This window comes from Sandaracinus amylolyticus (genome assembly GCF_021631985.1).
Classification (GTDB): domain Bacteria; phylum Myxococcota_A; class Polyangia; order Polyangiales; family Sandaracinaceae; genus Sandaracinus; species Sandaracinus amylolyticus_A.
In genome coordinates, this window is record NZ_CP070225.1 from 9,089,038 (window position 1) to 9,112,070 (window position 23,033).

Genomic DNA, 23,033 nt, shown 5'->3' on the forward strand with positions numbered 1-23,033 from the left:
TCCCGCTGGCGCGCGACTTGTAGAAGGAGCGGCCAACCCAGGAGGTCCGCTTGAGCCTGCTTCGAATCGCCCCCGTCCTGACCGCTCTCGCCATCGTCGCGTGCAGCGCCCCCGAGCCGTCCGACGCGGCCCGCTACGCGGTCACCGCGTGCAGCTCCGAAGGCGCCTGCGCCGCCGGCGAGACCTGCGAGGACGGCCTCTGCCTGCCGACCTGCGGCGAGAGCGACTGCCCGTCGATCGCCGTGTGCCTCGACCACGCGTGTTACGTCGAGGGCGACGGACCCTGCGCGAGCGACGCCGACTGCCCGGCCGAGCAAGCGTGCGTCGCCGGCGCGTGCGCCGCGCTCCCGCCGATCCTCGACTGCGCCGCGACCGACGACTGCCCCGAGGGCAGCGAGTGCGACGACGGCATCTGCGTCGCCACCGAGGTGTGCGTGCAGGCCGAGCTCTGCGGCAACGAGATCGACGACGACTGCAACGGCATCGTGGACGACGGCTGCGCGAGCGAGGAGCCGGGCGCGTGCGTGGCGGCGGAGCTCTGCGGCAACGAGCTCGACGACGACTGCAACGGCATCGTGGACGACGGCTGCGCGAGCGAGGAGCCGGGCGCGTGCGTGGCGGCGGAGCTCTGCGGCAACGAGATCGATGACGACTGCAACGGGATCGTGGACGATGGCTGCTCGAGCGAGGAGCCGGGCGCGTGTGTGGCGGCGGAGCTCTGCGGCAACGAGATCGACGACGACTGCAACGGCATCGTGGACGACGGCTGCGCCCCCTGAACGCGAAGACCTCGTGACGTGATTCGTGCGCGCCGCTCGTGCTCGGGCGGCGCGCCGTCCTGATGGAGACTCCGGATGATCGCCCGTCTCGTCCCGCTCGCGTGGCTGCTCGTGATCGCGGGCTGCGTCGCGACTCCGCTGCCCGATCCACCTTCGGCGAATCCCGAAGCGATCACGATCCGTGAGTCGCAGCCGGAACAGCTGACGGTGACCGGCACCGACGGCGCGATCCATCCGGGCGAGATGCGCCTGCGCATCACGAACCTCACGACCGCCGAGCGCGGCGGGCGCATCGAGGTCGCGGTGACTCCCTCGGGCGCGTTCGACGCGACGCTGCCGGGCACGCTCACGGACACGCTCTATCTCGAGCAGGTCGAGGCGATGGGGGGCGGCACGTTCATCGCTGCGCTCGTGAGCTCGGGCGGCACCGCGGTGATGTCGATCGAGCCCGGCCCCGACACCGACGGCGACGGCTCGCCCGACCTCGTCGACTGCGCGCCCAACGACGAGATGCTCGCCTCGCGCGAGTGCGCACCGGGGGCGCCGTGCGACGGCCCCGAGGACTGCGGCGGTGGCGAGGTGTGCGTCGGCGGCGTGTGCCGAGCGGGCGGCTGCGCGGCCGCCGACATCTGCGGCAACGAGATCGACGACGACTGCAACGGCATCGTCGACGACTGCCTCTGACGTTCTTGAACGACCGTTCCGGAACGATCAGCGCGCGCAGAAGTAGCCGATCCGGTCGTTCACGTACTCGCAGCGCAGGCCTTCCGCCGCGCAGTCGCGGGTGCGCAGCATCGCGCCCTCGTGGCACCACACCGCGACGTCTCCGTCGCACCGACCGAGGTAGTCGACGCCTTCGCAGGGATCGTCCACGCAGGTGGCGCGCCCGTCGACGCGCCCGCAGGTCCCGTCGTCGCACGTCGCGCAGTCACGCTGCCGCACCACGCCGCGATCGCACCAGCGCGCCACGGCGCCCGCGCACGCGCCCCCTTCGTCGAGGCCCTCGCACGGATCGGCGCCGGTGATGCAGCGATAGCCGCCGGCGGCGGCGTCCCAGCCGCACTCGTCGCAGCGCTGGCTCTGCGGCGTCTCGCCGTCGCACCACACCGCGGTCTCGCCCACGCAGCGGCCCTCGTTGCCGAGCGTTGCGCAGTCGGTGCTCCCGTTGGTCGGGCCGGTGAACGACTCGATCCACTCGACCGCGAGATCGGTGCGCGAGTAGCGATCCTGGCCCAGGCAGTTGGGATCGCCGTAGCTGAGATCACCCGCGACCCGCACGCTGCCGTCGTCGGCGACGATCATCACCGGGCCGCCCGAGTCGCCGAAGCAGACGCCGCGCTCGCCCATCCCGTCGATCACCAGGAACTGCGGGCTCTCGAACGCCACGATCGGCTCCGCGGTGAACTCGCGCTCGCCGCTCGATCCGTCCTCCTGCTGGCCGTAGCCCGCGGCCTCCGCAGTGCGGCCGATCCAGCTCTCGTCGAGCATCGTCGTGTTGATCGCGATCGGCTCGAGCTCGGCGATGCGCGACGACGCGGGGGCGTCCATGCGCACCAGCGTCATGTCCTGGCTCGGGTGGTTCCGCACCTCCGCCGCGGTGAAGCACACGTCGGGATTGCGCGGATCGGTCCCGACGCAGAACGAGCGCCCGGAGCGGATCCCGCAGTGCTCGGCGGTGAGCACCCACTCGTCGGTGATGAACGTGCCGCTGCAGCCGTCCCACGAGCCGATCGCGAGGATCTGCCCGGGCGTCAGCGGCATCGCGGTCGGCTCGCGCGTCCCGTTGTAGACGAGCGGCACGAGGCGCTCGTCGCACATGCCCGGAGGCCCGCTGTCGTTGCCGTCGGGCGTCCTCGCGTCCGGCGCCTGCACGCCGCCTGCGTCGACCGCCGCGGGTGGATCGTCGGTGCCGTTGGAGCAGCCCGCGAGCACGAGGAGGAGAATCGAGACCGGCCGGCGCATGGCCGGCGAGGATGCTGGCGCCGCGGTCCTCGCTCCAATGATCGACCTCACGTCCGTTCGGGCCCGGCGCGCCACTGCATCGCGCGCTTTTCGCCGATCGACTTGTTCGTGACCGGGCCCTAATGTGCCGGCGCCGGGAGAGCGATGAAGGACAAGCACATCCGCATCCGCATCGAGCAGTGCCTCGCGCTCGCGAACGCGAGCAACTGTCCGCGCCGCAAGTTCGGCGCGCTGCTGCTCGACCCCGAGCGCAACGTCGTCTTGATGGACGGCTACAACGGCGGCCCGCGAGGCGGGGGCGAGCTCTGCGGCGGCAGCGAGTGCCTGCGCGACACGCTCCAGGTGAAGTCGGGCACCCGCATGGAGGTCGGCTGCCATCACGCCGAGATGAACGTGGTGTGCAACGCCGCGGCGAGCGGCGTCGCGTGCCGCGGCGCGTGGCTGATCGTGACCGGCGAGCCCTGCCTGATGTGCGCGAAGATGATCCACCACGCGGGCATCGCGCGCGTGCTGATCGTCGAGGGCGGCTACGCGGGCGAGAACGGCGTCGACTACCTCAAGGCCCACGGCGTCGAGGTGCAGGTCGCCCCGGGCCCGAAGGATCCCCGCCTCGGCACGGTGTAGGCTCGAGCCGTGCGCTCGGTCGTCGCGCTCGTGATCCTCCTGGTCGGATGTCGGGAGCCGATCGGACCACCGACGCGCGACTCCATCGTGTTGCACACCGGAGACGGTTGGACCGCGACCGGGCCGCAGGTGGCGATCGGCGTGTCCGCCGACGAGCCCGACACGTTCGAATTCGAGATCGTCACGTGGCCCGAGCTCGAGCCGGTGGCGCACGAGGTCGAGCGCTCGGGGCTGATGCGCTCGGAGACGTACACGCTCTCGTTCCTCGGTGAGCCCTCGCTCGATCGTTGGTACGCGATCCGCGCGATCGCGCGCACCACGCGCCCGGTGCAGGAGTCGGGCGGCGCGGTCGAGCTCGAGGACGGGATATGGGCGGTGCGGTTCCGACCCGGCTCGTCGCCGGGCCTCCGCACGTTCTCCAGCAACCGGGAGCGCGACTACGTCGACGGCGAGGTCGAGCTCTCCGAGCCGGTGCTCGGTCCGAGCGGGGGTGCGTTCGAGGTCGCGCTCGACGGGCGCGACTGTCAGCTCTTCGACGACCCCGAGGGCGAGACCACGGTCGGGATCGCGTTCGCCTGCGAGGGCACGGGCTCCGAGCTGACGCTCACGATCATCGAGGATCGTGCCGCGCCCGCCGGCGGCGTGCTGCGCGCTCGCACGTTTCGCGTCCCCGTGGGGACTGTGTACCGCGACCCGATCTGAACGCGCGTGGCACTCGGTATGCTCAGCGCACCACCATGCGCTTCTCGCGTCTCGCTCTGGCACACCTCGTCGCGATCGGTCTGATCGGCTGCGCGGACTCGCACGCCCGCGCGCCCGGCGAGCGCGATGGAGGCCCAGGCGACGCGGCGCTCCTCCTCCACGACGCGCAGATCGGGCCCGACTCCTCGCTGATCTTCGACGCCGGTCCGCGCGGCTCGTGCGAGCCCGCCGACGCGCGCCAGGCGGTGTGCGTCGACATCGTGTGCGACGGGCTGCCGAGCTGGCACTGGAACGGCGACTCGTGCTTTCCGGTCGACTGCGGCACCTGCGAAGGCACCGACTGCGATCGCGGCTTCCGCTCGCAGGACGAGTGCCAGGCCGCGCACGCGTCCTGCGACGCAGCGCTCTGCGAGGCGACCGGCGGCGAGTGGATGTGGTGGGCCCTGGAGTGCGGCCACTTCGAGTGCGGGTTCCCGCCGCCCGCGGCCTGCTTGATCGGCATGCCGGCCTGCAACTGCGGCGGCGAGCGTGCCTTCGAGCCCGGCGTGGGCTGCGTGATCACCGGCTGCCCCGAGGTCGATCCCCCGCCGTCCGACGTGCTCTGCCGCAGCAGCGGCGGCGAGTGGGGCCCCTTCTGCGCGCACTCGCAGTGCGGTCTGCGCTCCGAGCTCGCGTGCGCCGCGATGGCCTGTCACTGCCCCGGCGTGACCGAGGTGTTCGACTCGCTGCGCGGCTGTGTCGAGGGCTCGCGCTGCTTCGAGCGCAACCCCGGCGAGACCTGCCACGACCGCGCCCGCTGCGGTGGCGGGACCATCTGCTGCGACCAGTGTGGCGGCGCGGGCTGCGCCGGTGAGCCCACGTGCGTCGCGCCGAATTGCGATGGCGATCCCGCGACCGATACCTGCGGCAACCGCCTCGACGTGCCCTGACCATGCTCCCGAGCACGATCCTGCTGGTCGATCACCACGCGCCGCTCGTGCACGCATGGCAGCGTGCGTTCGAGGACGTCGACGGAGTGCACGTCGCGGCCGGCGACTTCTTCGCGCACGACGCGGACGCGATGGTCAGCCCCGCCAACAGCTTCGGCGTCATGGACGGCGGCATCGATCGCGCGATCCGCGACCGGCTCGGGTTCCACGTGGAGCGCGCGCTCCAGGCGCGCATCGTCGAGCGACACCACGGAGAGCTCCACGTCGGCTCCGCCGAGATCGTGGAGACCGGCCACGATCGCTGGCCCTGGCTGGTCGCCGCGCCGACGATGCGTGTGCCCGAGAGCGTTGCCCAGACGGTGAACGCCTACGTCGCGTTCCGCGCGATCCTGCTCGCGGTGCGCGCCCACAACGAAGCGTCGCCCGCGCGACCGATCCGCACGCTGCTCTGCCCCGGTCTCGGCACCGGCATCGGCGCGATGGACCCCGAGCGCTGCGCGGTGCAGATGCGCATGGCGCATCGTCAGGTGCTCGAGCCGGCGCGCATTCCTTCGTTCGACCGCATCCACGCGATCCATCGCGCGCTTCGCACCAGCTGATCGCGCGCGCGCTCGCGCCGCGTTTACGTACACTTCGCGGCACCGATGAAGCTGGCCGAGCAGATCGCCGCGGAGATCCTCCGCGGCTTCGACAAGCACTACCGCCTCTTCCGCGACATCAGCGCCGCCGCGAAGGATCGCTTCGAGCGCGCCGACTGGGCCGCCGCGCGCGAGGCCGGGCGCACCCGCATCCACTTCTACGATCAGCGCGTGCGCGAGGCGGTGGAGCTCGTCTCCGATCGCTTCCCGCTCGCGACGGTCGAGGAGCTCGTGTGGCCGCACGTGAAGCAGGCCTACTTCCAGCTCCTCTACGAGCACCGCCAGCCCGAGTGCGCCGAGACCTTCTTCAACTCGGTCGCCTGTCGCGTGCTCGATCGCCGCTATTACCGCAACGAGTACATCTTCTGGCGCCCCGCGATCTCGACCGAGTACCTCACCGGCGGCGAGCCCGACTACCGCTCGTTCTACGATCGCGGCGAGGGCCTGCGCGGCGCGCTGCGCGACGTGGTGCTCTCGTACGATCTGCGCGGCCAGTGGCAGGACCTCGAGCGCGATCTCGAGCGCCTCGAGCGCGCGGTCGCCGAGCACTTCGGCGGACCGTGGACGAGCGACGTCGACTTCCAGATCCAGGTCCTCTCGTCGCTCTTCTTCCGCAACAAGGCGGCCTATCTCTGCGGTCGCGCGCGCAACGGCTACCGCGAGTACCCGTTCGTCGTGCCGATCCTGAAGGACGAGCAGGGCGCGATGTTCCTCGATGCGCTCCTGCTCTCGCCGCAGGACATCGGCCGCGTGTTCTCGCTCGCGCGCGCCTACTGCATGGTCGACATGGAGGTGCCCGCCGCGTTCGTGCAGTTCGTCTCGTCGATGCTGCCGCGCAAGCCGCGCTCCGAGATCTACACGCTCGTCGGGCTGCAGAAGCAGGGCAAGACGCTCTTCTATCGCGACATGATGCTGCACCTGAAGCACTCGACCGATCGCTTCACGGTCGCGCCGGGCACGAAGGGCATGGTCATGGCGGTCTTCACGCTCCCTTCGTTCCCCTACGTCTTCAAGGTGATCCGCGACTGGTTCCCGCCCCCGAAGGACGTCGATCGCGCGAAGGTCGAGGATCGCTACCTGCTCGTGAAGCACCACGATCGTGTGGGGCGCATGGCGGACTCGCTCGAGTACTCGCACGTCGCGTTCCCGCTCGATCGCTTCGAGCCCGAGCTGCTCGCGGAGCTGAAGAGCGTCGCGAGCTCGATGATCCGCATCGAGGGCGACCAGCTGATCGTGAAGCACCTCTACATCGAGAAGCGCCTCGTGCCGCTCGATCTCTTCCTGCAGAAGAGCGACGAGCAGCGCACGCGCGGCGCGATCCGCGAGTACGGCAACGCGATCAAGGAGCTCGCGAGCGCGAACATCTTCGCGGGCGATCTGCTGCTCAAGAACTTCGGCATCACGCGCTTCGGACGCGTCGTGTTCTACGACTACGACGAGATCGGCTATCTCACCGACTTCAAGTTCCGCCGCATCCCCAAGGCGCGCGACTACGACGACGAGATGAGCGCCGACCCGTGGTTCTCGGTGGGCCCCCACGACGTCTTCCCCGAGCAGTTCCCGACGTTCCTGTTCGCCGACCCGAAGCAGCGCGACATCTTCATGGAGCTGCACGGCGACCTCATGGATCCCGCGTTCTGGATCGCAGCGCAGGATCGCTGCCGTCGCGGCGAGCAGGCCGACATCTTCCCGTACCCCGAGCAGCTGCGGTTCTCGCGACGCTTCGGGTGATCGAAGCTCGGCGCACGATGCGCGCGCGCGCGACGCTTCTGCTCCTTGCGCTCACCGGCACGATCCGCGACCGCTCGCGCGGGCGATACGAGATCGAGGTCGAGTCGCTCTGCGCTCTGCCGCCCGAGCCTCGTGACGAAGCGTTCTGGAGGCTCGTCGAAGCCGTCCGCGCACGCTGATCGCGCCCTTCGTGCACGCAACTCTTGCTCTCCGCGCGGAGTTTGCTCGCCAAATTCGTCAATGAATTCGCGCGATATCCCTGGCGTCGGGCTTGCTCAGAGTGGGCCCGCTCGCGTAGACGGACGGCTGCGCTGACGAGGAGGCTCGAGATGGGAATCGTGAACGGTCTGTGGCTCGTGGTGCTCGGCGTGCTCGGTGCGGCGAGCTTGATCATCGCGCGTCGACCCGACGCCAAGGACGCGATCGCGAAGCTCGCGCCCTATCAGGGTTGGATCGGCGCCATCTCGGCGCTGTGGGGTGTGTGGGGCGTCATCAGCAGCGTGCTGAACATCGGCTGGATGACGACGTTCCCGATCTACTGGTTCACCTTCCTCGCCGACTCGCTGCTCTCGGTGGCGCTCGGCCTGTTGCTCGGGGTGGGCGTCCTGAAGACGTTCATCAAGGACGCGACGGCGCAGGCGAAGATGGACCAGACGATCGCGAAGCTCGCGCCCTTCCAGGGCACGATGGGCCTGGTCGCGATCGGCGTCGGCGTGTGGATGATCCTCGCGTCGATCCTCTTCGCCGCGGGCTGATCGCTTCTCGCGCGAGCAGCGCGCCCCTCGCTCTCGTGCGAATCGAGAGCGGGCGAGGCGCGCTGCTCGCGTCTCGTTCTCTGGCACGGGGCTCGCGATGGTCGTCGCGTGTCCGCCGCCGAGAGTCGGCTCCGAAGCGCCGAGGCCGCGACGCTCCTCGAGCGCTCGCGCGACGCGCTCGTCGAGGAGTGGACGCGGCGTGTGCGCACGGGCCCCGCGGTGACCGGCCCCGCACGTGACCTACCGCAGCCGCACCTCGTCGATCACATGCCGCGGCTCGTGGCGGACCTGGTCGGAGCGCTCCGGGCGAGCGAGGTCACGAACGTTCCGGCCGAGGCCATCGGCCGCACGGTGTGGCACGGCGCGCACGCCGAGGCCCACGCGGTCCAGCGCTTTCGCGAGGGCTACGCGCTCGACGAAGTGGTGCGCGAGCTGTCGGTGTTCCGCTCGACGATCGTCGACTTCCTGCACGCGCAGTCACGCGGCGTCGAGGTCGACGTCATCCAGCTCGTGCACACCGCGATCGACGAAGCGATGGCGGTCGCGGCGCGCTCGTTCGAGCAGGAAGCGCGCTCCGCGCTCGCCGAGAGCGAAGCGGCGTACCGGCGCATCGTCACCAGCGTCGCGGACCACGCGATCATCATGCTCGACGCGAGCGGGCGCATCCGCACGTGGAACATCGGCGCCGAGCGCATCACGGGCTACCGCGCCGACGAGAGCGTCGGGCAGAGCGTCGAGGTGTTCTACCCGCCCGAGGCGCGCGCCGAGGGACGACCGCGGCAGCTGCTCGACCGCGCGACCCGCGAAGGCGCGGCGAAGGACGCGGGCTGGCGGGTGCGCAAGGACGGCTCGCGCTTCTTCGCCGAGGTCACGCTCACCGCGCTCTACGACACCGAGGGCGTGGTGTGCGGGTTCTCGAAGGTCACGCGCGACGTGACCGAGCGCTGGCGCCACGAGCAGGAGCTGCGCAAGAGCCGCGAGCTGCTCCAGGGGCTGATCGATCACTCGCCCGCGCTCGTCGCGGTCAAGGATCTCGATGGTCGCTACCTGCTCACGAACACGCGCTTCGCGGCGCTGCTCGCGCCCAGCGGCCAGCCGCTCATCGGGCGCGACGACCTGGAGATCGTCGGCGGCGAGCTCGGGAAGCGACTCCGGGAGCACGACCTCGAGGTGGTGAAGGCCGATCGCGCGATCGACCGCGAGGAGATCGCGCCCGACGGAACGACGTTCCTGGTCTCGCGTTTTCCGGTCCGGGATGCGGAGCAGCACACCTTCGCGACCGCGGCGATCGCGACCGACATCACGCAGCGCAAGCGCATCGAGCGTGCGCTCGCAGCCCGCGAGCAGCGGCTCCGCGACCTCTTCGCGCTCGCGCCGATCGGCATCGCCGAGCTCGATCCCGCGACCGGCGCGATGACCCACTGCAACCCGCGGCTCTGCTCGATCACCGGGTTCGGCGAGGACGAGCTGCGCGGGCGCGCGCTCGCCGAGCTCGCGGGCATGCAGGCGCGCACCGCGTGTGGCGCGGCGATCGACGAGGTGCTCCACGGCCAGCGTCCGAGCGTCGAGCACGAGACGCGCTTCGTGAGGAAGGACGGCACGGAGGTGTGCGTGCGCGCGGTGCTCGCCGCGTTCCGCGCCGAGGGCGAGGAGCGCGCGATCGCGATCGCGCTCGTGGAGGACATCGAGTCGCGCAAGGCGCTCGAGCGGGCGCGCGAGCAGGCCGCGGAGCAGCGCGAGCGCTTCGTCGGCATCGTGAGCCACGACCTGCGCAATCCGCTCGGCGCGATCCTCTCCGCGACCTACCTGCTCGAGCGAAAGGGCGCGCTGAGCGGCGCCGACGCGACGCTCCTCGCGCGCATCCACCGCAGCGCGGACTCGATGCGCGCGCTGATCCACGACCTGCTCGACTACGAGCGCGCGCGCGCCGGGGTCGCGGTGCCGATCACGACCCAGCCGGTCGAGCTCTGCGCGCTGCTCGACGAGGTCGTGGCCGAGACCCGTCAGGCCCATCCGCGCTCGCCGATCGAGGTCGCGGACTGCGCGCCGCTGCGCGGCCTGTGGGACCCGGCGCGCGTGCAGCAGGCGATCACGAACCTCCTCGTGAACGCGATCCAGCACGGCGATCCCCACCAGCCGGTGCGACTCGCAGCCGTCGCGCAGGAGGGTCACGCGGTGCTCACGGTGTGGAACGCGGGGGCCCCGATCCCGAGCGCGATCCGCGACACGCTCTTCGAGCCGTTCAAGCGCGCCCAGCGCGCGGGCGCGGGCGTGGGGCTCGGCCTCTTCATCGTGCGCGAGATCGCGATCGCCCACGGCGGCACGGTCGACGTCGAGTCGAGCGTGGAGCGCGGGACGACGTTCCGCCTCGTCTTGCCGCTCGCGTGAATTCACGCCCTTGTCGCCGGAGATCGCGGGGCGATGTGAGCGGCGCACGAGGGAGGTCCGTGATGAGCGGTGGCTCGCGAGCACGGAGCGGAAGGGCGAGCGACATCGACGGCTTGGCGCCGACCGCGGGCGGGTCCGCAGGGCGCGCGCGGCGGGCACGTCGTGCGAGCGGGATGCGGATCAGCGAGCCGCGCTCGGTCGTCGTGGTGGAGGACGACGCGGATCTGCGCGCGATCTATCGCGAGATGCTGGAGCGCGACGGATGGGAGGTGCGGCTCTTCGATCGACCCGGCGATGCGCTGCAGTCGATCCACGCGCGGCTCCCACACGTCGTCCTCACCGACGTGAACCTGAACGGACAGAGCGGGCGTGAGCTCGCGCGCGCGCTGCGCAGCGACGAGCGCACCGCGGGGCTCGCGATCGTCGCCGCGAGCGGGAGCGTCATCCCGACGACGCCGATGCTGCGGATGTTCGACACGTTCCTGCGCAAGCCGGTGGACGTGACGACGCTGGGCGCGGTGCTGCGCGACATCGTCGACCGACGTTTCGCGGACTGAGCTTTCGGAAGGGGTCATGGATGACCCCTTCCCCCCGCCCGGCGGAGCCGGATCGGGTCCCCCCATCCCTGAACGCTGCGCGCGGGTCCCCAGCCCCGCTTGCCCTCGCGCGGCGGCCGGCTCGATCGTTCCGCTCGAGCGAGCCGATCGACACGCGCTCGACGCTGCCCTCGAGCAGCTTCCCGCCGATCGTCAGGTAGAGCGCACCGCCGCTCACCGAGAGCGACCAGCGGTTCACGCGATCGAGCGTCGCCGCGATCGCATCGAGGTACGAGCCGTCGAGCGCGATCAGCGCGAGCTCGTCGGCGCGGTGCACGCCTCGCTCCGCGATCTCGCGCGCGAGCTGGGGCACGTTCTTCCACGCGTACACCGCCACGCGCGCGCCGGTCTTGCTCGCCTTGTGCAGCCGATCCGCCGAGGGCGATCCCACTTCGATCCACGCCCGCAGATCGCCGCGCAGATCGCGCTGCCAGAGCGCGGGCTCGTCGCTCTCCGCGAGGCCGCGCGTGAAGTCGACGCCCTCGTCGTGCTCGAGGCATCGCGCGATCACCCGCGCGACGAGGTACCGGTCGGTCTCCGAGGGATGCTGCGCGACGCGCAGATCGAGCGTCTCGTACACGCCGCGATCGGAGTCCGCGAGCTCGATCTCGAACCTTCGCATCGTCGCCGTGAGCGTCATCGCGCGTCACCCCTCGTCATCATCCACTTGCGCCCGAGCACCAGCAGGATCGGCGAGAGCATCGCGATCGCGCCGTGGATCGTCCACATCGTGCCCGGCGAGCCCGGGCTCCCCTCGGGCAGGAACGCGTCGAGCATCGAGCCCGCGTAGAAGCCGGTCACCGTCTTCGCGAGGAACCACGGCAGCCCGGCGAGCCCCATGTACACGCCGAGCCGTCCCGGCGGCGCGAGGTCCGCGACGTGCTCGAGGAAGCGCGAGGACCAGATCGCCTCGCCGAGCGTGAAGATCACGACGTAGAGGATCAGCAGCGCGAGCGAGGGCGGCGCGGAGAGCAGGAACGTCGCGGCCGCCGACACCAGCGTGCCGAGGATCATCACGTCGATCACGTGCATGCGCCGCGTGACCATCGTGAGCACCGGCACCGCGACGACGATCACGATCGGGTTGAGCCCCTGGATCCACTCGACGCGGGCGCCGACCTCGGCGGGGAACGCGCGGGTGACGTAGTCGGGGATCGTGAGCCACTGGTGCGCGAAGAGGGTGCGCACCGGGAGCAGCGCGAAGATGAAGAACAGGAACCGCGCATCGAGGATCGGCAGGCGCTTCACGCGATCGACGAGCGAGCCCGTCTCGGCGGGCGTCGCGGGCTCGGCGACGCGATCGCGCGCTTCGACTTTCTTCGTGAAGAAGACGACGTTGACGAGCAGCACGACCGCGGTGACCGCGGTGAAGAACCAGAACGAGCCGGTGATGCCGGCGGTGGGCACGTCCTCGACCGACACGCCCTCGACGTGGTGCGCGAACCACGCGCGCACGAAGGGCGAGATCATCTCCCCGAGGAAGATCCCGAGGTTCATGATCGAGTAGAGGAACGCGTAGCCCATCGAGGCCGTGCGCTCGTCGGTGTACTGCTTCACGCCCGCGTAGAGCGCGGGCTGCACCGCGCCCTCGGCGAAGCCCATCACCAGGATCGCGATCCACGCGGCGGTGAGCGCCGCGCCGGTGCCTGCGCCGAGCGAGGGCGAGAGCGTCAGCAGCACGCGTCCCACCAGCACGATCGCCATCGAGACCGTGAGCGCGCGCCGCGCGCCGAGGCGATCCGAGAGCGCGCCCGCGCCGAGCACCATGAAGAGGGTGACGAGCCCGGTGAACGTGCTGGTCGCGATCGTCGCGCCGCGCGCGTCCATGCCGACGTCGTGCTGGAAGAAGAGCGTCAGCAGCGAGAGGAACCCGAAGTACGCGATTCCATCGCCGAAATTGACCCAGTTCACGAGCCAGAAGCCGCGCGACGCGCGGGCGAGGCGCGCCAGCACTTCGCGCAGCGAGACGCGCTCTTCCTGCTCCTTCGTCGACATCGGGCGCGAGGATGCACGCGCCCGACGACGGCGTCACGAGCGGACTTCGGTCGCGAACGAGCGACGGCTCACGGTGCGAGCGCGAGCTCGACGAGCCAGGTGCCGCTCGCGTCCTGATCGCTGACGATCACGAGCTGCTCGCCGAGCCGCAGGTCGAGCATCGGATCGCCGCCGCTCGACGTCGTGTTGGGATCGCGCGCCACCAGCGCGCCGTGCGCGTCGGCGTGACAGCTCGCATAGCCGAGCGAGTCGCTGCCGTAGAGCGCGACGTCGCCGCACGCGATGCGCACGTGACACGGATAGTCGCCATCGCTCGGCGCGATCGCGACGCGGCACGACGCACCCTCGCGCACCGGCGGCGTGCCGACGATCGAGCGCACCGTCGCGTCGTAGGTCGCGGTCGGGATCGCGAGCGCGCGCGCGCGCAGGTCGACGCACTGCAGGACGTCGATCGTGCGATCGCCCACCTCGAGCTGCGCCGAGAGGAGCTGCCAGGGCCCGCCGCGCCGCTCCGCGACGACGCTCACCGATCCGCTGTCGCGCGTCCCGGCGACCGGGAACGTCCAGCTCGCCTGACCGAACGCGTCGCTGGTCTCCGCGTTGCCGCACGAGCAGCCGAGCCAGGTGCGCGAGACCGGCGTCCCGAGCGCCTCGATCGCCGCGGGGCACGCCTCGATCGCGCGCAGCGTCGGGTCCTCGAAGCCCATGCACGAGGGCGCGCTCGACACGCCGACGATCGCGAGCGCGAAGGGCACGATGCCGCCGAGCATGCCGAGCAGCTTCGCGCCCGAGGTCTTCGCCGGTGTGGTGGGCTCCACGTCGCGCGATCGTGCCACGACGCGCGTCGCCGCGAACCCGGGAAGCTCGACGTTCGACTTTCAGCGCACGTGCACGCCGCGCATCCGATCGGCGATCCGGAAGGCGCGACGCGCGTGGTCGGCGAGCTGGGCCTCGGTCGGATGATCCATCGGCTCGACCGCGATCACCCGCTTCGCGATCGCCGGGTGATGATCGCGCAGCCGGGCCATCAGCTCGTCTTTCGCGGTGCTCGGGCCACACACGAGGATCTCCTCGCTGTCCTCCAGCGCCTGCGCGATTCGATCGGCGAAGAGCGTGTCGAGGACGTGACGGTGCCCGCTGTCGTGGCGCTTGTCGTGGGTCTGCCCGCCCAGCCCGCGAACCCTCGACGCCTCGTAGTCCGCGCCTTCCGCGTGCAGCTGGACGACGTGAGCCTCGTGATGATCCACCCAGACGATCGTGTGCTTGCGATTCATGGCTCCTGGCAGCTACACACGCGCCCGTCGTTGTCTCGGACAACAGTTGCGCCGAGAAAACAGCGCGAAACCTGACCGCTCCGTCAGGAGCCGATCGTGACCGATTCGTGACCCTCGACGCTGCTTTCGGGTGGACAGCGCGCCCGTGTACCAGGTAGGCCGGGGGCCGATGGGGCACGCGACGACTGTAACGGCGGGTTCTCGGATCTCGGGAACGGGTCACTACGTGCCCTCGCACGTCATGACGAACCGCGATCTCGAGGCGCGCGTCGACACCACGGATCAGTGGATCGTCGAGCGCACCGGGATCCGCGAGCGGCGCATCGCCGCGGAGGGCGAGGCCACCAGCGACATGGCGGCCGAGGCGGCCCGTCGCGCGCTCGCGTCGGCGGAGCTCGACCCGCGCGACATCGACATGATCATCGTCGCGACCGTCACGCCCGACATGCCGCTGCCTTCGACCGCGGTGTTCGTGCAGACGAAGATCGGCGCCCGCAACGACTGCCCGGCGTTCGACATCGCCGCAGCGTGCGCGGGCTTCTGCTACGCGCTCTCGATCGCCGACAAGTTCGTGCGCGCCGGCGCGGCGAAGCACGTGATGGTGGTCGGCGTCGAGCTGCTCTCGCGCGTGGTCGACTGGAGCGATCGCAGCACCTGCGTGCTCTTCGGCGACGGCGCGGGCGCGGTGGTGGTGAGCGAGTCGCGCGGCGACGGGCGCGGCGGCATCCTCAGCACCGCGATCCACGCCGACGGGAGCTACGCGTCGGCGCTGCGCATCCCGGGCGGCGGCAGCGTGGAGCCCGCGAGCGCGCGCTCCCTCGAGCTCAAGCGGCACTTCGTCGACATGAACGGTCGCGAGATCTTCAAGGTCGCGGTGAAGAACCTCTCGTCGGCGAGCGCGGCCGCGCTCACGGCGGCGGGGGTCTCGGCCGACGATCTCGACTGGGTCGTGCCGCACCAGGCGAACCTGCGGATCCTCGAGGGCGTGGCGGAGCGCACCGGGGTGCCGCTCACGCGCTTCTACCTGAACCTCGCGAAGTACGGGAACACGTCGAGCGCGTCGATCCCGATCGCGCTCGACGAGGCGGTGCGCGAGGGCGCGATCAAGGCCGGGCAGAGCGTGCTCTTCTGCGCGCTCGGCGGCGGCGTCGCGTGGGGCAGCGCGGTCATCCGCTGGTGAACCGGATGGCGGGGTCGTACGTCTAGCGAGCGCATGACGAAGCGGATCGTCCTCGCCCTCCTGCTCGCGCTGAGCGCGTGCGGCGGGCCCTCGCAGTCCTCCTCGACCACGACCACGCCTCCGGCCACTCAGGTGCCGCCCGCCGATCCCGCCGATGCGCGCGCGTTCGCGACCGCGACCAGCGCGTTCGGGCTCGACGTGTGGCGCGCGCTGCGGGCGCGGGGCGAGACCGGCAACCTCGCGATCTCGCCCGCGAGCCTCTCGACCGCGCTCGCGATGACGTACGGCGGCGCGCGCGGCGAGACCGCGACGGCGATGCAGCAGACGCTGCACCTCGCGACCGATCCCGACGCGACGATGCCGGCGGCGGGCGCGCTGGTGCGCGCGTGGAACGCGCCGCGCGACACCTACACGCTCGCGGTCGCGAACCGCCTCTTCGCCGAGGACTCGTACACGTTCCGCGACGCGTACCTCGCCGCGACGCGCGATCACTTCGGCGCGGAGGCCGAGCGCCTCGACTTCGTGGGCGCGCCCGAGGCCGCGCGCGCGCACATCAACGAGTGGGTCTCGTCGCAGACCCACGAGCGCATCCGCGAGCTGCTGCCCCACGGCTCGATCGACGATCTCACCCGGCTCGTGCTGGTGAACGCGGTGTACTTCCACGGGCGCTGGCAGCACGAGTTCGATCGCGCGCAGACCGAGGATCTGCCGTTCTTCGCGAACGGCGGCGACGAGGGCGTCGCCGTGCCGACGATGCACGCGCGCGGCGGGCGCTACGGCGAGGACGAGGGCGTGCAGATCCTCGAGCTGCCGTACACCGGCGACGAGCTCGCGATGATGATCGTGCTGCCGCGCGAGCGCGACGGGCTCGGGGCGATCGAGCAGACGCTCGACGCGGCGCGGGTCGAGCAGTGGGCCGGGCGCGTCACCGAGCGACACGACGTCGACGTGCGGCTGCCGCGGTTCCGCATCGAGACCGCGTCGCTCGCGCTGCGCAGCGAGCTCGAGGGGCTCGGGATGGCGATCGCGTTCTCGGATCGCGCGGATCTCTCGGGGATGAGCGCGGACGGCGAGCAGGCGCTGGTGATCTCCGACGTCTATCACCGCGTGTTCGTCGAGGTGAACGAGGAGGGCACCGAGGCCGCAGCGGCGACCGGCGTGGTGGTCGCGGTGCGCAGCATGCCGGCGAACCCGCCGCCGAGCTTCCACGCGGACCATCCGTTCTTGTTCTTCCTGCGCGACACGCGCAGCGGCGCGATCCTGTTCGCGGGGCGCGTGGTCGATCCGCGCTAGCGCAGGTGCTCGTCGATGTAGGCGAGCGCCATGGCGCGATCGGGGTGCGACTCGAGCGCGCGGACGAGATCGACGAGACGATCGTGGAGCGCATCACCGAGGCGCGCGCGCAGGTCCTCTGCGAGGCGCGCCTCGTTGCGCGCGGTCAGCGCGGCGCGACGCGCGGCGGGATCCCAGAGCGCGTCGAGCTTGGTGCGCAGATCGCTCGACGCGATGCGCGACCACTCGCCGGGATCGAACCACACGCCGCGGCACGCGCTGCAGCGCTCGAGGTAGAACGCGGCGCCCTCGTCGTCGTCGATGCGGGCGCGCAGCAGGATGCCGTGACCGTCGGGGCAGAGCCCGGTGCGCCCGTCGTTCGGCGCGCGCGTCGCGGGATCGCCGGAGCCGCCGAGCGAATCGGGCAACGAGGCGAGCGCGCCCTCGCGCGCCCATAGGCCGCCACAGCGGGCACAACCGAGCGCGGCGTGATGGGTGGCGACCAGGGCGAGCGAGCACTTCGGACAACGCGGCATGACGCGCATCGTACACGCGGGAGTCGACGGCCGAGCAGGGAGCACGCTCAGGGCGGATCCCACCCGTCGCGTGTGTCCCAGCCCATGCAATAGCGCGCGTTGATCTCACCGAGCGTGCGCACCGCGATCGCGCCGCTCGACGTGCGCCACAGGTACGAGTCCACGCCGAACGGGCCGTGATAACGCGCGCCCGAGAGCGCGCGTCCCACGCGCTCCGCGGTGTCGATCAGCGCGTTCTCGATCTCGCTCGGCAGATCGCGCGCGAGCTCGCAGCCCACCCACGCGCGATCCTGCACTCGTTGCTCGCGGATCGACCGCACCTCGACGCGGCCGCGTGCGACCCAGGCGTGCACCGAGAGCTCGCGCGTGATCTCGACCCGCGGCTCCACGTAGAGCGCGCCGCGCCGCAGCGACGCGACGATCCACGCACGATCCGCGTCCGAGATCGCGCCGGGATGCAGCGGACGTTGCCCGCGCCCCGCGACCCCGAACGCGCGCTTGAGCAGCCACTCTCCGCTCGGGCCGGGACGCGCGACGTGCGCTCGGATCGTCTCGAGCTCGGTCGCGCGCAGACAGCCGGGGAGCTCGTCGCCCGCGAGCGTCGCCGCGAGGCCGCGCTCGTTCACGGCGCGCAGCGTCTCGAACCCGGGCGCATCGGCGATCGGCACTCCGGCGCGCGCGAGCATCGCGAGCGCACGCGGAGTCGGACACCACGCGCGAGGCGCGAAGGACGCGGAGTCGAGCGCGGGCTCGTCCGAGTCGATCACCACGTCGCCCCGCTCGAGCGAGGGCGTCAGCGCGATGCCGATCGCGCGCACCCGCGCGCGCAGCTCGCGCGACGGCGTGTAGCGACTGCCGAGCTCGAGCTCGTGCTCGGCGTCGAGGTTCAGCACCCACGCGCGGGCCACGCACGGAGATAGCAGAGGATCAGCGGCTCGCGACCGACGCGATCACCGACGCGAGCTCCTGCGGCGCTTCCTCGGCGACGAAGTGACCGACGTCGAGCGTGTGGGTGCGCGCGTGCGGGAAGCTCTGCTGCCACTGCTCGAGCTCGCGCTTCGTGAACGCGGGATCGCGCGTGCCCCAGACGATCTCGAGCGGCAGGCTCGCGAGCGCGCTCCGCTTCGCCCACAGCGACGCGTAGTACGGGCTCGACCCCGCGAGCTCGACCCCGAGCTTCCACGGCGCGGCGCGCTCGGCCCACGAGCCGAAGGGCGCGAGATAGTGGCGGTGCGCGTCGCGCGTCAGCTTGCGGCGATCGCCCATCGAGGAAGGCACGAGCCAGCGCGGCGACGCATTGAGGCGGCGATAGAGCCAGCGCCCGAGCGGTGACGCGACGAACCGCGAGAGGCGCGCGACCTTGGGATCCTCGTGGGCCCACATCCACGTGTTGGTCACGACGACGGCGCGCACCCGTGAGCCTTCCTCGAGCGCGAGCGGCAGACCGATCGGCCCTCCGAAGTCGTGCACGACGAGCACGAGATCGCGCAGCTCGAGCGCGCTCACCAGCGCGCGCAGGCGCCGCGCGTGATCCGCCGGCGCGAGGATCTCCGGCGCGTCGGGCTTGTCGGAGAGCCCGAACCCCAGGTGATCGGGCACGATCACCCGATGGCGCGGCGCGAGCGCGCGCACCACCTCGCGCCACTCGAACGACCACGAGGGCGTTCCGTGCACGAGCAGCACGGCGGGGCCCTCGCCCTCGTCGAGGTAGCGCATCCGGCCTTCGGACGTGTCGAACGTGCGCGGCGTCCACGGGTAGCTCGCGCGATCGAGCCAGGGGGGCAGGTCGCTCGCCTGCGCCACGGCGGAGGGGCCTCGTCGTGCGAGGGAGGCAGTGCTCGAGGTCGTCATGGGCACGACTCTGGGCCTCGTCGCGCCGGGCCTCCGTGGTACGTTCGTACCATCCGTCGTGCACGACCTCGCACGCTGCATCGCGCTGCTCGCCGCCAGCGCGCCCGATCTGCGCACCTATCGCGACGGCGTGCTCGACGCCCTCGACGCCCACGATCTCTTCGACGCGGCGCTGATGCACGCGGGCTCGCCGCGGGTGCCGCTCGAGACCGCCGCGGTGCGTGGTCTCGACCCTGCGCGCCTCGCGGCGAGCACCGATCGCTGGGATGCGTGGGCGGTGGAGCTCGGCCGGCTGCGCGACGTCGCGCTGGCGCGTGACGGGGTCGCGAGCGATCGCGAAGCGCTGCCGGCGCGAGGTGCGGCGCGCGCCGCGTTCGACGGCGCGATGCGCGCGGCGTTCGGCCGGCGCCCCCGCGCGACGGCGCTGGTGCACCTCGTCGTCCGCGGGCGCATCGTGGCGCTGCTGGTGCTCGTGCGGTGGCGAGAGCGCGCCTACGACGACACCGAGCTCGCGCTGCTGCGCGCGCTCGCGCCGATGCTCGCCGCCGGCGACGCGCTGCACGCACGGCTCGACGCTGCGCCGCGCGCCGCGATGATGGCGCGCCTGGTGTGCAACGACGGACGCCTCACGCCGCGCCAGCAGCAGGTCGTGGAGCACGTCGCGCTCGGGCACACCAACGCGGCGATCGCGAGCGCGCTCGAGCTCTCGCCGAACACCGTGCGCAACCTGCTCGCGTCGGTGATGAAGCGGCTCGGCGCGGCGAACCGCGCCGACGTGGTGCGGCTCGCCGTGCTGCGACCCGACTGATTCACGGCATCCAGCGATCGAGCGCGTCGACGAACGCCTCGTCCATGCCCGCCCGCGCGCGCCGCGCGCGATCGAGCGGTCGCCCCCGCATCACGATCGGCGTGATCGGCGCGGGCAAGCGCGCGCGCCATGCGTCGAGCTCGAGCGCGCCGCCGCTCCACCGCTCGAGCCACTGCACCGCGAAGCGCACGTGCGGCACTTCCTCGTCGCCGACGATCTCCTGGAGGCGCGCGCCTTCTTCGTCGCCCACCGCGCGGAACGCGTCCGCGAAGCGCCGCGTGTGATCGAGGTTCGCGCCCTCGAACCCCACGCCGAGCATCGCGACGAACGACTCCGCGCTCTCCGCCGCGGGCACGCGCTCCCAGAACCAGTCGCGCACCGGGAAGCTCCCGAAGCGGAAGCCCAGCGCGCGCAGGTGCGCGTCGTACATCGCGAGGTGCCGCACCTCGTCGAGCGCGATGCGCAAGAGCCCGCGCCGGAACGCCGGGTCGCGCTCCACGAAGAGCAGCAACGCGCGGCACATCAGCTCCGCGGCCTGGAGCTCGTGGTGCGCGAACACGTGGAGCAGCTCGGCGCGCTTCCGCGCATCGCGCAGCGCCTCGGGGCGCGGCGTCTTCGCGCGCTTGTCCGCGCGCACCAGCTCGTCCGGACGCCCCGGCGCGTCGATCCGTAGCGCGCGCGGCGCGTCCTCCCACGCCCGCGGCACCGGCGGCGGCGCGAGCTTGTGCGCGAGGTCGGTCGAGAGGACGTAGTCCCACGCCCATCGCTCGACCGTTCCCTCGCGCGGCGCGTCCACGCGCCTCTTGTGTCGCGCGTCGCGGCCCGCCTCAAGGAGACGGTGCAGGCATCTGATCGCGCGGATCGCCGAGCGGGCTCACGAACACCTGGGGCGTGCTCGCCGCGAGGTTGCCCCAGCCGGTCCCGTTCGCTTGATACACGGTGTAACAAGCCTCGCTCTCGTCGTCGCACGCCAGGCCGCGCCGCGCGCCGCCGTGCACCGTGCCCGAGAGCGCGGTGAAGGTCGCGCTCGGCGTGAGCTGCACGCGGCTGATCACGAAGCATCGCGCGAGCTCTTCGGGCGTCGTCGGCCCGCCCATGTCGCAGACCACGAGCTGCGTGCCCGGGAACGAGAGCGCGGGATTCGTGACATCGGTGAACGAATTCCAGAACGACACGAAGCGCCCGCTCTGCGAGAGCGTGGGCCAGGGCGTCGCGAAACCGGTGCCGCTCGGGATCGATCCGTCGGGCCGGAGGGTCACCCGCTCGAGCGTCGCGGCATCCGCGGGCCCCGAGCCGCGGCGGTACACGTGACGTCCGGTGCTGGTGCCCAGGAGCTCGGTCGCGATCGACGAGAACGCGACGAACGCACCGTCACCCGAGACCGCGGCGTGATCGAAGTCGCCGCCGAACACCGGGCCATCGGTGGTGCTCACGCTCACGCGGTACACGTCGGCGCTCGTGCCGCCGTGCCGGTACACGTAGACGTCGGGCTCGCCGTTGGTGTCGCTCGTCGTGAGCGCGACGTCGGAGCGGAAGGCGATGATCGAGCCGTCGTCGCTCACGTCGGGGTCCTCACCGGCCGGCGTGATCGCGCTGCAGGCCGGGAACCCGGCGGTCGCGTCGATCGTGGTGCCGCGCGTCGCGCTCACGTGCGTGATCGCGCCGGTCGCCATCGCGTAGCGATAGACGCGGTTGCACCCGCTGCGCGTGCCGGTGACGAGGTCGGTCGCGATGCTCTGGAACACCACCGTCGAGCCGTCGCCGCTGATGCGCGGCGCGGTCGAGCTGCCGTTCGCGTACTGGCCGTTCGTCGCCGCGCTCGCGAGCGTGGTGGTGCTCGCGGCGAGGTTCCGCACGAACACGTAGCTGCGCTGGTTGTTGTGCCCGGCGCGCGCGACGAGGCGACAGCGCTGGGCCTCGAACGCGACGCGCGTTCCGTCGTCGGAGATGCTCGGGTTCGTCGCCCGGCAGTTGCTCGAGGCCTCGATGCCGACGTTCACCACGACGTTCGCGCCGGTGAGCATGTCGTGGCGCACCACGTTGCTGCGCTCGGCGGGCGAGCCCGCGCCGCCGATCGTCGTGGAGCTCGTCGCGAAGACCACGTAGCGACCGTCCGCCGACACGTCGACGCTCGAGGTCGCGATCGACGGACCGCTCGCAACCACCGGATAGTCCGACGCCGGCTGATCGGGCGCTGCGACGTTCGCGCGCTGCGTGGGCCGCACGACCTGACCACGCACCATCACGAGGAAGCGGAACGTGAACGCCTCGCCGGGCGGGGTCGTGCCCTCGAACGCCCACCAGCTCAGCCCCGCGACGCCCGGCGGAGGGGGCGAGCTGCGCCCGAGCTCACCGAAGCGCCAGAGCCCGTTGGGGATCGCGGGCGTCAGGCCGAAGTCGGCCTCGGCGCCCCACGGCTGCACGGGCACGCTCACCGACGTGGTCGCGCCGCTCGGCTCGAGCTCGATCAGCTCGGCGTACACACGCTCGAGCTGATCGGGATGCAGGTTGCGCAGCCGCACCTGACGGCACACGCCGGTGCCGCTCGGGGGGACGGGCCCGCAATCCGGCGCATCGGCGTCGGTCCACGGCGTCGCGGTGCCGACCGGGCCGCCGTTGGTGATCGCGCGGTACGCGCCGGTGACGTTCGAGAACGCGACGAGCTCACCCGTCGGGCAATTCGCGCTCGTGCACGCGACCGACGGGATGTCGACCAGCGCGGCCTCGCTCAGCCCCGCACCCCGGGCGCGGATCGCGTCGAACGTCGCAGGGTCGAGCCGCCGGAACGAGAGCGCGTCGTCGCGCGACTCCACGACGAGCACCTCGAGCACCGGCAGATCGGAGGGCGCGGATGCGGCGGTCGGGCGATCGTCGCTCGGCGCGACGTCGTCTTGCGGCAGCACGCACCCTGCGAGCATCCCCAGCGCGCAGGCGGCGGAGCTCCAGCCTTCGGTCCTCGGTCCGCGTCGGGTCATCGCATCCTCCGCTCACGAGGGCGCAGCAGCGCCCTCGT

The 23,033-nt window shown here is 71.7% G+C and carries 24 protein-coding genes; 14 read left to right on the plus strand and 10 right to left on the minus strand.

Annotated features, from left to right (window positions below):
• Nucleotides 1-50: 50 nt before the first annotated feature.
• Nucleotides 51-779, plus strand: coding sequence for a MopE-related protein (locus tag I5071_RS38500; protein ID WP_236518373.1), 729 nt, complete (start codon nucleotides 51-53; stop codon nucleotides 777-779).
• A gap of 75 nt (nucleotides 780-854) precedes the next feature.
• Nucleotides 855-1,463 carry a hypothetical protein gene (locus tag I5071_RS38505; protein WP_236518374.1) on the plus strand — a complete coding sequence of 203 codons (609 nt, stop codon included), beginning with the start codon at nucleotides 855-857 and terminating at the stop codon, nucleotides 1,461-1,463.
• 27 nt (nucleotides 1,464-1,490) lie between these two features.
• Here the strand turns inward: I5071_RS38505 and I5071_RS38510 are convergent, their stop codons facing one another.
• Nucleotides 1,491-2,741, minus strand: a complete 1,251-nt coding sequence (locus tag I5071_RS38510; protein ID WP_236518375.1) for a trypsin-like serine protease — start codon at nucleotides 2,739-2,741, stop codon at nucleotides 1,491-1,493.
• 144 nt (nucleotides 2,742-2,885) lie between these two features.
• On the opposite strand from I5071_RS38510, the gene I5071_RS38515 reads away from it, so the two are divergent.
• From I5071_RS38515 to I5071_RS38555, 9 genes are all read left to right on the plus strand, one after another.
• On the plus strand, nucleotides 2,886-3,365 hold the full coding sequence (locus I5071_RS38515) for a deoxycytidylate deaminase (RefSeq protein ID WP_236518376.1): 480 nt from the start codon (nucleotides 2,886-2,888) through the stop codon (nucleotides 3,363-3,365).
• A gap of 9 nt (nucleotides 3,366-3,374) precedes the next feature.
• Nucleotides 3,375-4,067: a hypothetical protein gene (locus I5071_RS38520; RefSeq protein WP_236518377.1), complete on the plus strand. Its 693-nt coding sequence runs from the start codon at nucleotides 3,375-3,377 to the stop codon at nucleotides 4,065-4,067.
• A 35-nt stretch (nucleotides 4,068-4,102) separates the two neighbouring features.
• A complete protein-coding gene (locus I5071_RS38525) occupies nucleotides 4,103-4,996 on the plus strand; it encodes a hypothetical protein (protein WP_236518378.1) in 894 nt (297 codons plus the stop codon).
• A 2-nt stretch (nucleotides 4,997-4,998) separates the two neighbouring features.
• Complete coding sequence (locus I5071_RS38530; RefSeq protein ID WP_236518379.1) at nucleotides 4,999-5,595, plus strand: macro domain-containing protein; 597 nt, start codon at nucleotides 4,999-5,001, stop codon at nucleotides 5,593-5,595.
• A 45-nt stretch (nucleotides 5,596-5,640) separates the two neighbouring features.
• Nucleotides 5,641-7,365, plus strand: a complete 1,725-nt coding sequence (gene aceK, locus I5071_RS38535; protein WP_236518380.1) for a bifunctional isocitrate dehydrogenase kinase/phosphatase — start codon at nucleotides 5,641-5,643, stop codon at nucleotides 7,363-7,365.
• 17 nt (nucleotides 7,366-7,382) lie between these two features.
• A complete protein-coding gene (locus I5071_RS38540; RefSeq protein ID WP_236518381.1) occupies nucleotides 7,383-7,544 on the plus strand; it encodes a hypothetical protein in 162 nt (53 codons plus the stop codon).
• Nucleotides 7,545-7,694: 150 nt separating this feature from the next.
• Nucleotides 7,695-8,120: a hypothetical protein gene (locus I5071_RS38545; RefSeq protein ID WP_053237724.1), complete on the plus strand. Its 426-nt coding sequence runs from the start codon at nucleotides 7,695-7,697 to the stop codon at nucleotides 8,118-8,120.
• A gap of 108 nt (nucleotides 8,121-8,228) precedes the next feature.
• Entirely contained in the window at nucleotides 8,229-10,508 is a 2,280-nt protein-coding gene (locus I5071_RS38550) for a PAS domain S-box protein (protein ID WP_236518382.1), read from the plus strand.
• Nucleotides 10,509-10,570: 62 nt separating this feature from the next.
• Complete coding sequence (locus I5071_RS38555) at nucleotides 10,571-11,065, plus strand: response regulator (protein WP_236518383.1); 495 nt, start codon at nucleotides 10,571-10,573, stop codon at nucleotides 11,063-11,065.
• Here I5071_RS38555 and I5071_RS38560 read toward each other — a convergent pair.
• The 4 genes from I5071_RS38560 to I5071_RS38575 all read right to left on the minus strand — a co-directional run bounded on the left by I5071_RS38560 (nucleotide 10,950) and on the right by I5071_RS38575 (nucleotide 14,373).
• Nucleotides 10,950-11,744: a YaeQ family protein gene (locus I5071_RS38560; protein ID WP_236518384.1), complete on the minus strand. Its 795-nt coding sequence runs from the start codon at nucleotides 11,742-11,744 to the stop codon at nucleotides 10,950-10,952. The genes I5071_RS38555 and I5071_RS38560 overlap by 116 nt on opposite strands.
• Nucleotides 11,741-13,099: an MFS transporter gene (locus I5071_RS38565; protein WP_236518385.1), complete on the minus strand. Its 1,359-nt coding sequence runs from the start codon at nucleotides 13,097-13,099 to the stop codon at nucleotides 11,741-11,743. Before I5071_RS38565 ends, I5071_RS38560 begins: the two co-directional genes overlap by 4 nt.
• Nucleotides 13,100-13,167: 68 nt before the next feature.
• Entirely contained in the window at nucleotides 13,168-13,917 is a 750-nt protein-coding gene (locus I5071_RS38570) for a cytochrome c oxidase assembly factor Coa1 family protein (protein ID WP_236518386.1), read from the minus strand.
• A gap of 60 nt (nucleotides 13,918-13,977) precedes the next feature.
• On the minus strand, nucleotides 13,978-14,373 hold the full coding sequence (locus I5071_RS38575; RefSeq protein WP_236518387.1) for a hypothetical protein: 396 nt from the start codon (nucleotides 14,371-14,373) through the stop codon (nucleotides 13,978-13,980).
• Nucleotides 14,374-14,542: 169 nt separating this feature from the next.
• Between I5071_RS38575 and I5071_RS38580 the strand changes: the two genes are divergently transcribed.
• Both I5071_RS38580 and I5071_RS38585 read left to right on the plus strand, forming a co-directional pair.
• Complete coding sequence (locus I5071_RS38580) at nucleotides 14,543-15,553, plus strand: beta-ketoacyl-ACP synthase III (RefSeq protein ID WP_236518388.1); 1,011 nt, start codon at nucleotides 14,543-14,545, stop codon at nucleotides 15,551-15,553.
• Between the two features lie 33 nt (nucleotides 15,554-15,586).
• Nucleotides 15,587-16,846, plus strand: a complete 1,260-nt coding sequence (locus I5071_RS38585; RefSeq protein ID WP_236518389.1) for a serpin family protein — start codon at nucleotides 15,587-15,589, stop codon at nucleotides 16,844-16,846.
• Here the strand turns inward: I5071_RS38585 and I5071_RS38590 are convergent.
• Genes I5071_RS38590 through I5071_RS38600 form a run of 3 tightly spaced genes read right to left on the minus strand, consistent with a single transcriptional unit; the run spans nucleotide 16,843 to nucleotide 19,164 of the window.
• A complete protein-coding gene (locus tag I5071_RS38590) occupies nucleotides 16,843-17,361 on the minus strand; it encodes a zf-TFIIB domain-containing protein (RefSeq protein ID WP_236518390.1) in 519 nt (172 codons plus the stop codon). The two genes, I5071_RS38585 and I5071_RS38590, sit on opposite strands and share 4 nt — an antisense overlap.
• 47 nt (nucleotides 17,362-17,408) lie before the next feature.
• The gene (locus I5071_RS38595) at nucleotides 17,409-18,269 is read right to left on the minus strand and encodes a hypothetical protein (protein WP_236518391.1); all 861 of its coding nucleotides are present in this window, start codon (nucleotides 18,267-18,269) and stop codon (nucleotides 17,409-17,411) included.
• Between the two features lie 19 nt (nucleotides 18,270-18,288).
• Nucleotides 18,289-19,164, minus strand: coding sequence for an alpha/beta fold hydrolase (locus tag I5071_RS38600; RefSeq protein WP_236518392.1), 876 nt, complete (start codon nucleotides 19,162-19,164; stop codon nucleotides 18,289-18,291).
• Between the two features lie 106 nt (nucleotides 19,165-19,270).
• On the opposite strand from I5071_RS38600, the gene I5071_RS38605 reads away from it, so the two are divergent.
• Nucleotides 19,271-20,020 (plus strand): helix-turn-helix transcriptional regulator, encoded by a 750-nt coding sequence (locus I5071_RS38605; protein ID WP_236518393.1) that lies wholly within the window; start codon nucleotides 19,271-19,273, stop codon nucleotides 20,018-20,020.
• Nucleotide 20,021: 1 nt separating this feature from the next.
• On the opposite strand, the gene I5071_RS38610 is transcribed toward I5071_RS38605, so the two are convergent.
• Both I5071_RS38610 and I5071_RS38615 read right to left on the minus strand, forming a co-directional pair.
• Nucleotides 20,022-20,816 (minus strand): DUF455 family protein, encoded by a 795-nt coding sequence (locus I5071_RS38610; RefSeq protein WP_236518394.1) that lies wholly within the window; start codon nucleotides 20,814-20,816, stop codon nucleotides 20,022-20,024.
• 31 nt (nucleotides 20,817-20,847) lie between these two features.
• A complete protein-coding gene (locus I5071_RS38615; RefSeq protein ID WP_236518395.1) occupies nucleotides 20,848-22,995 on the minus strand; it encodes a TolB family protein in 2,148 nt (715 codons plus the stop codon).
• Between the last annotated feature and the right edge of the window lie 38 nt (nucleotides 22,996-23,033).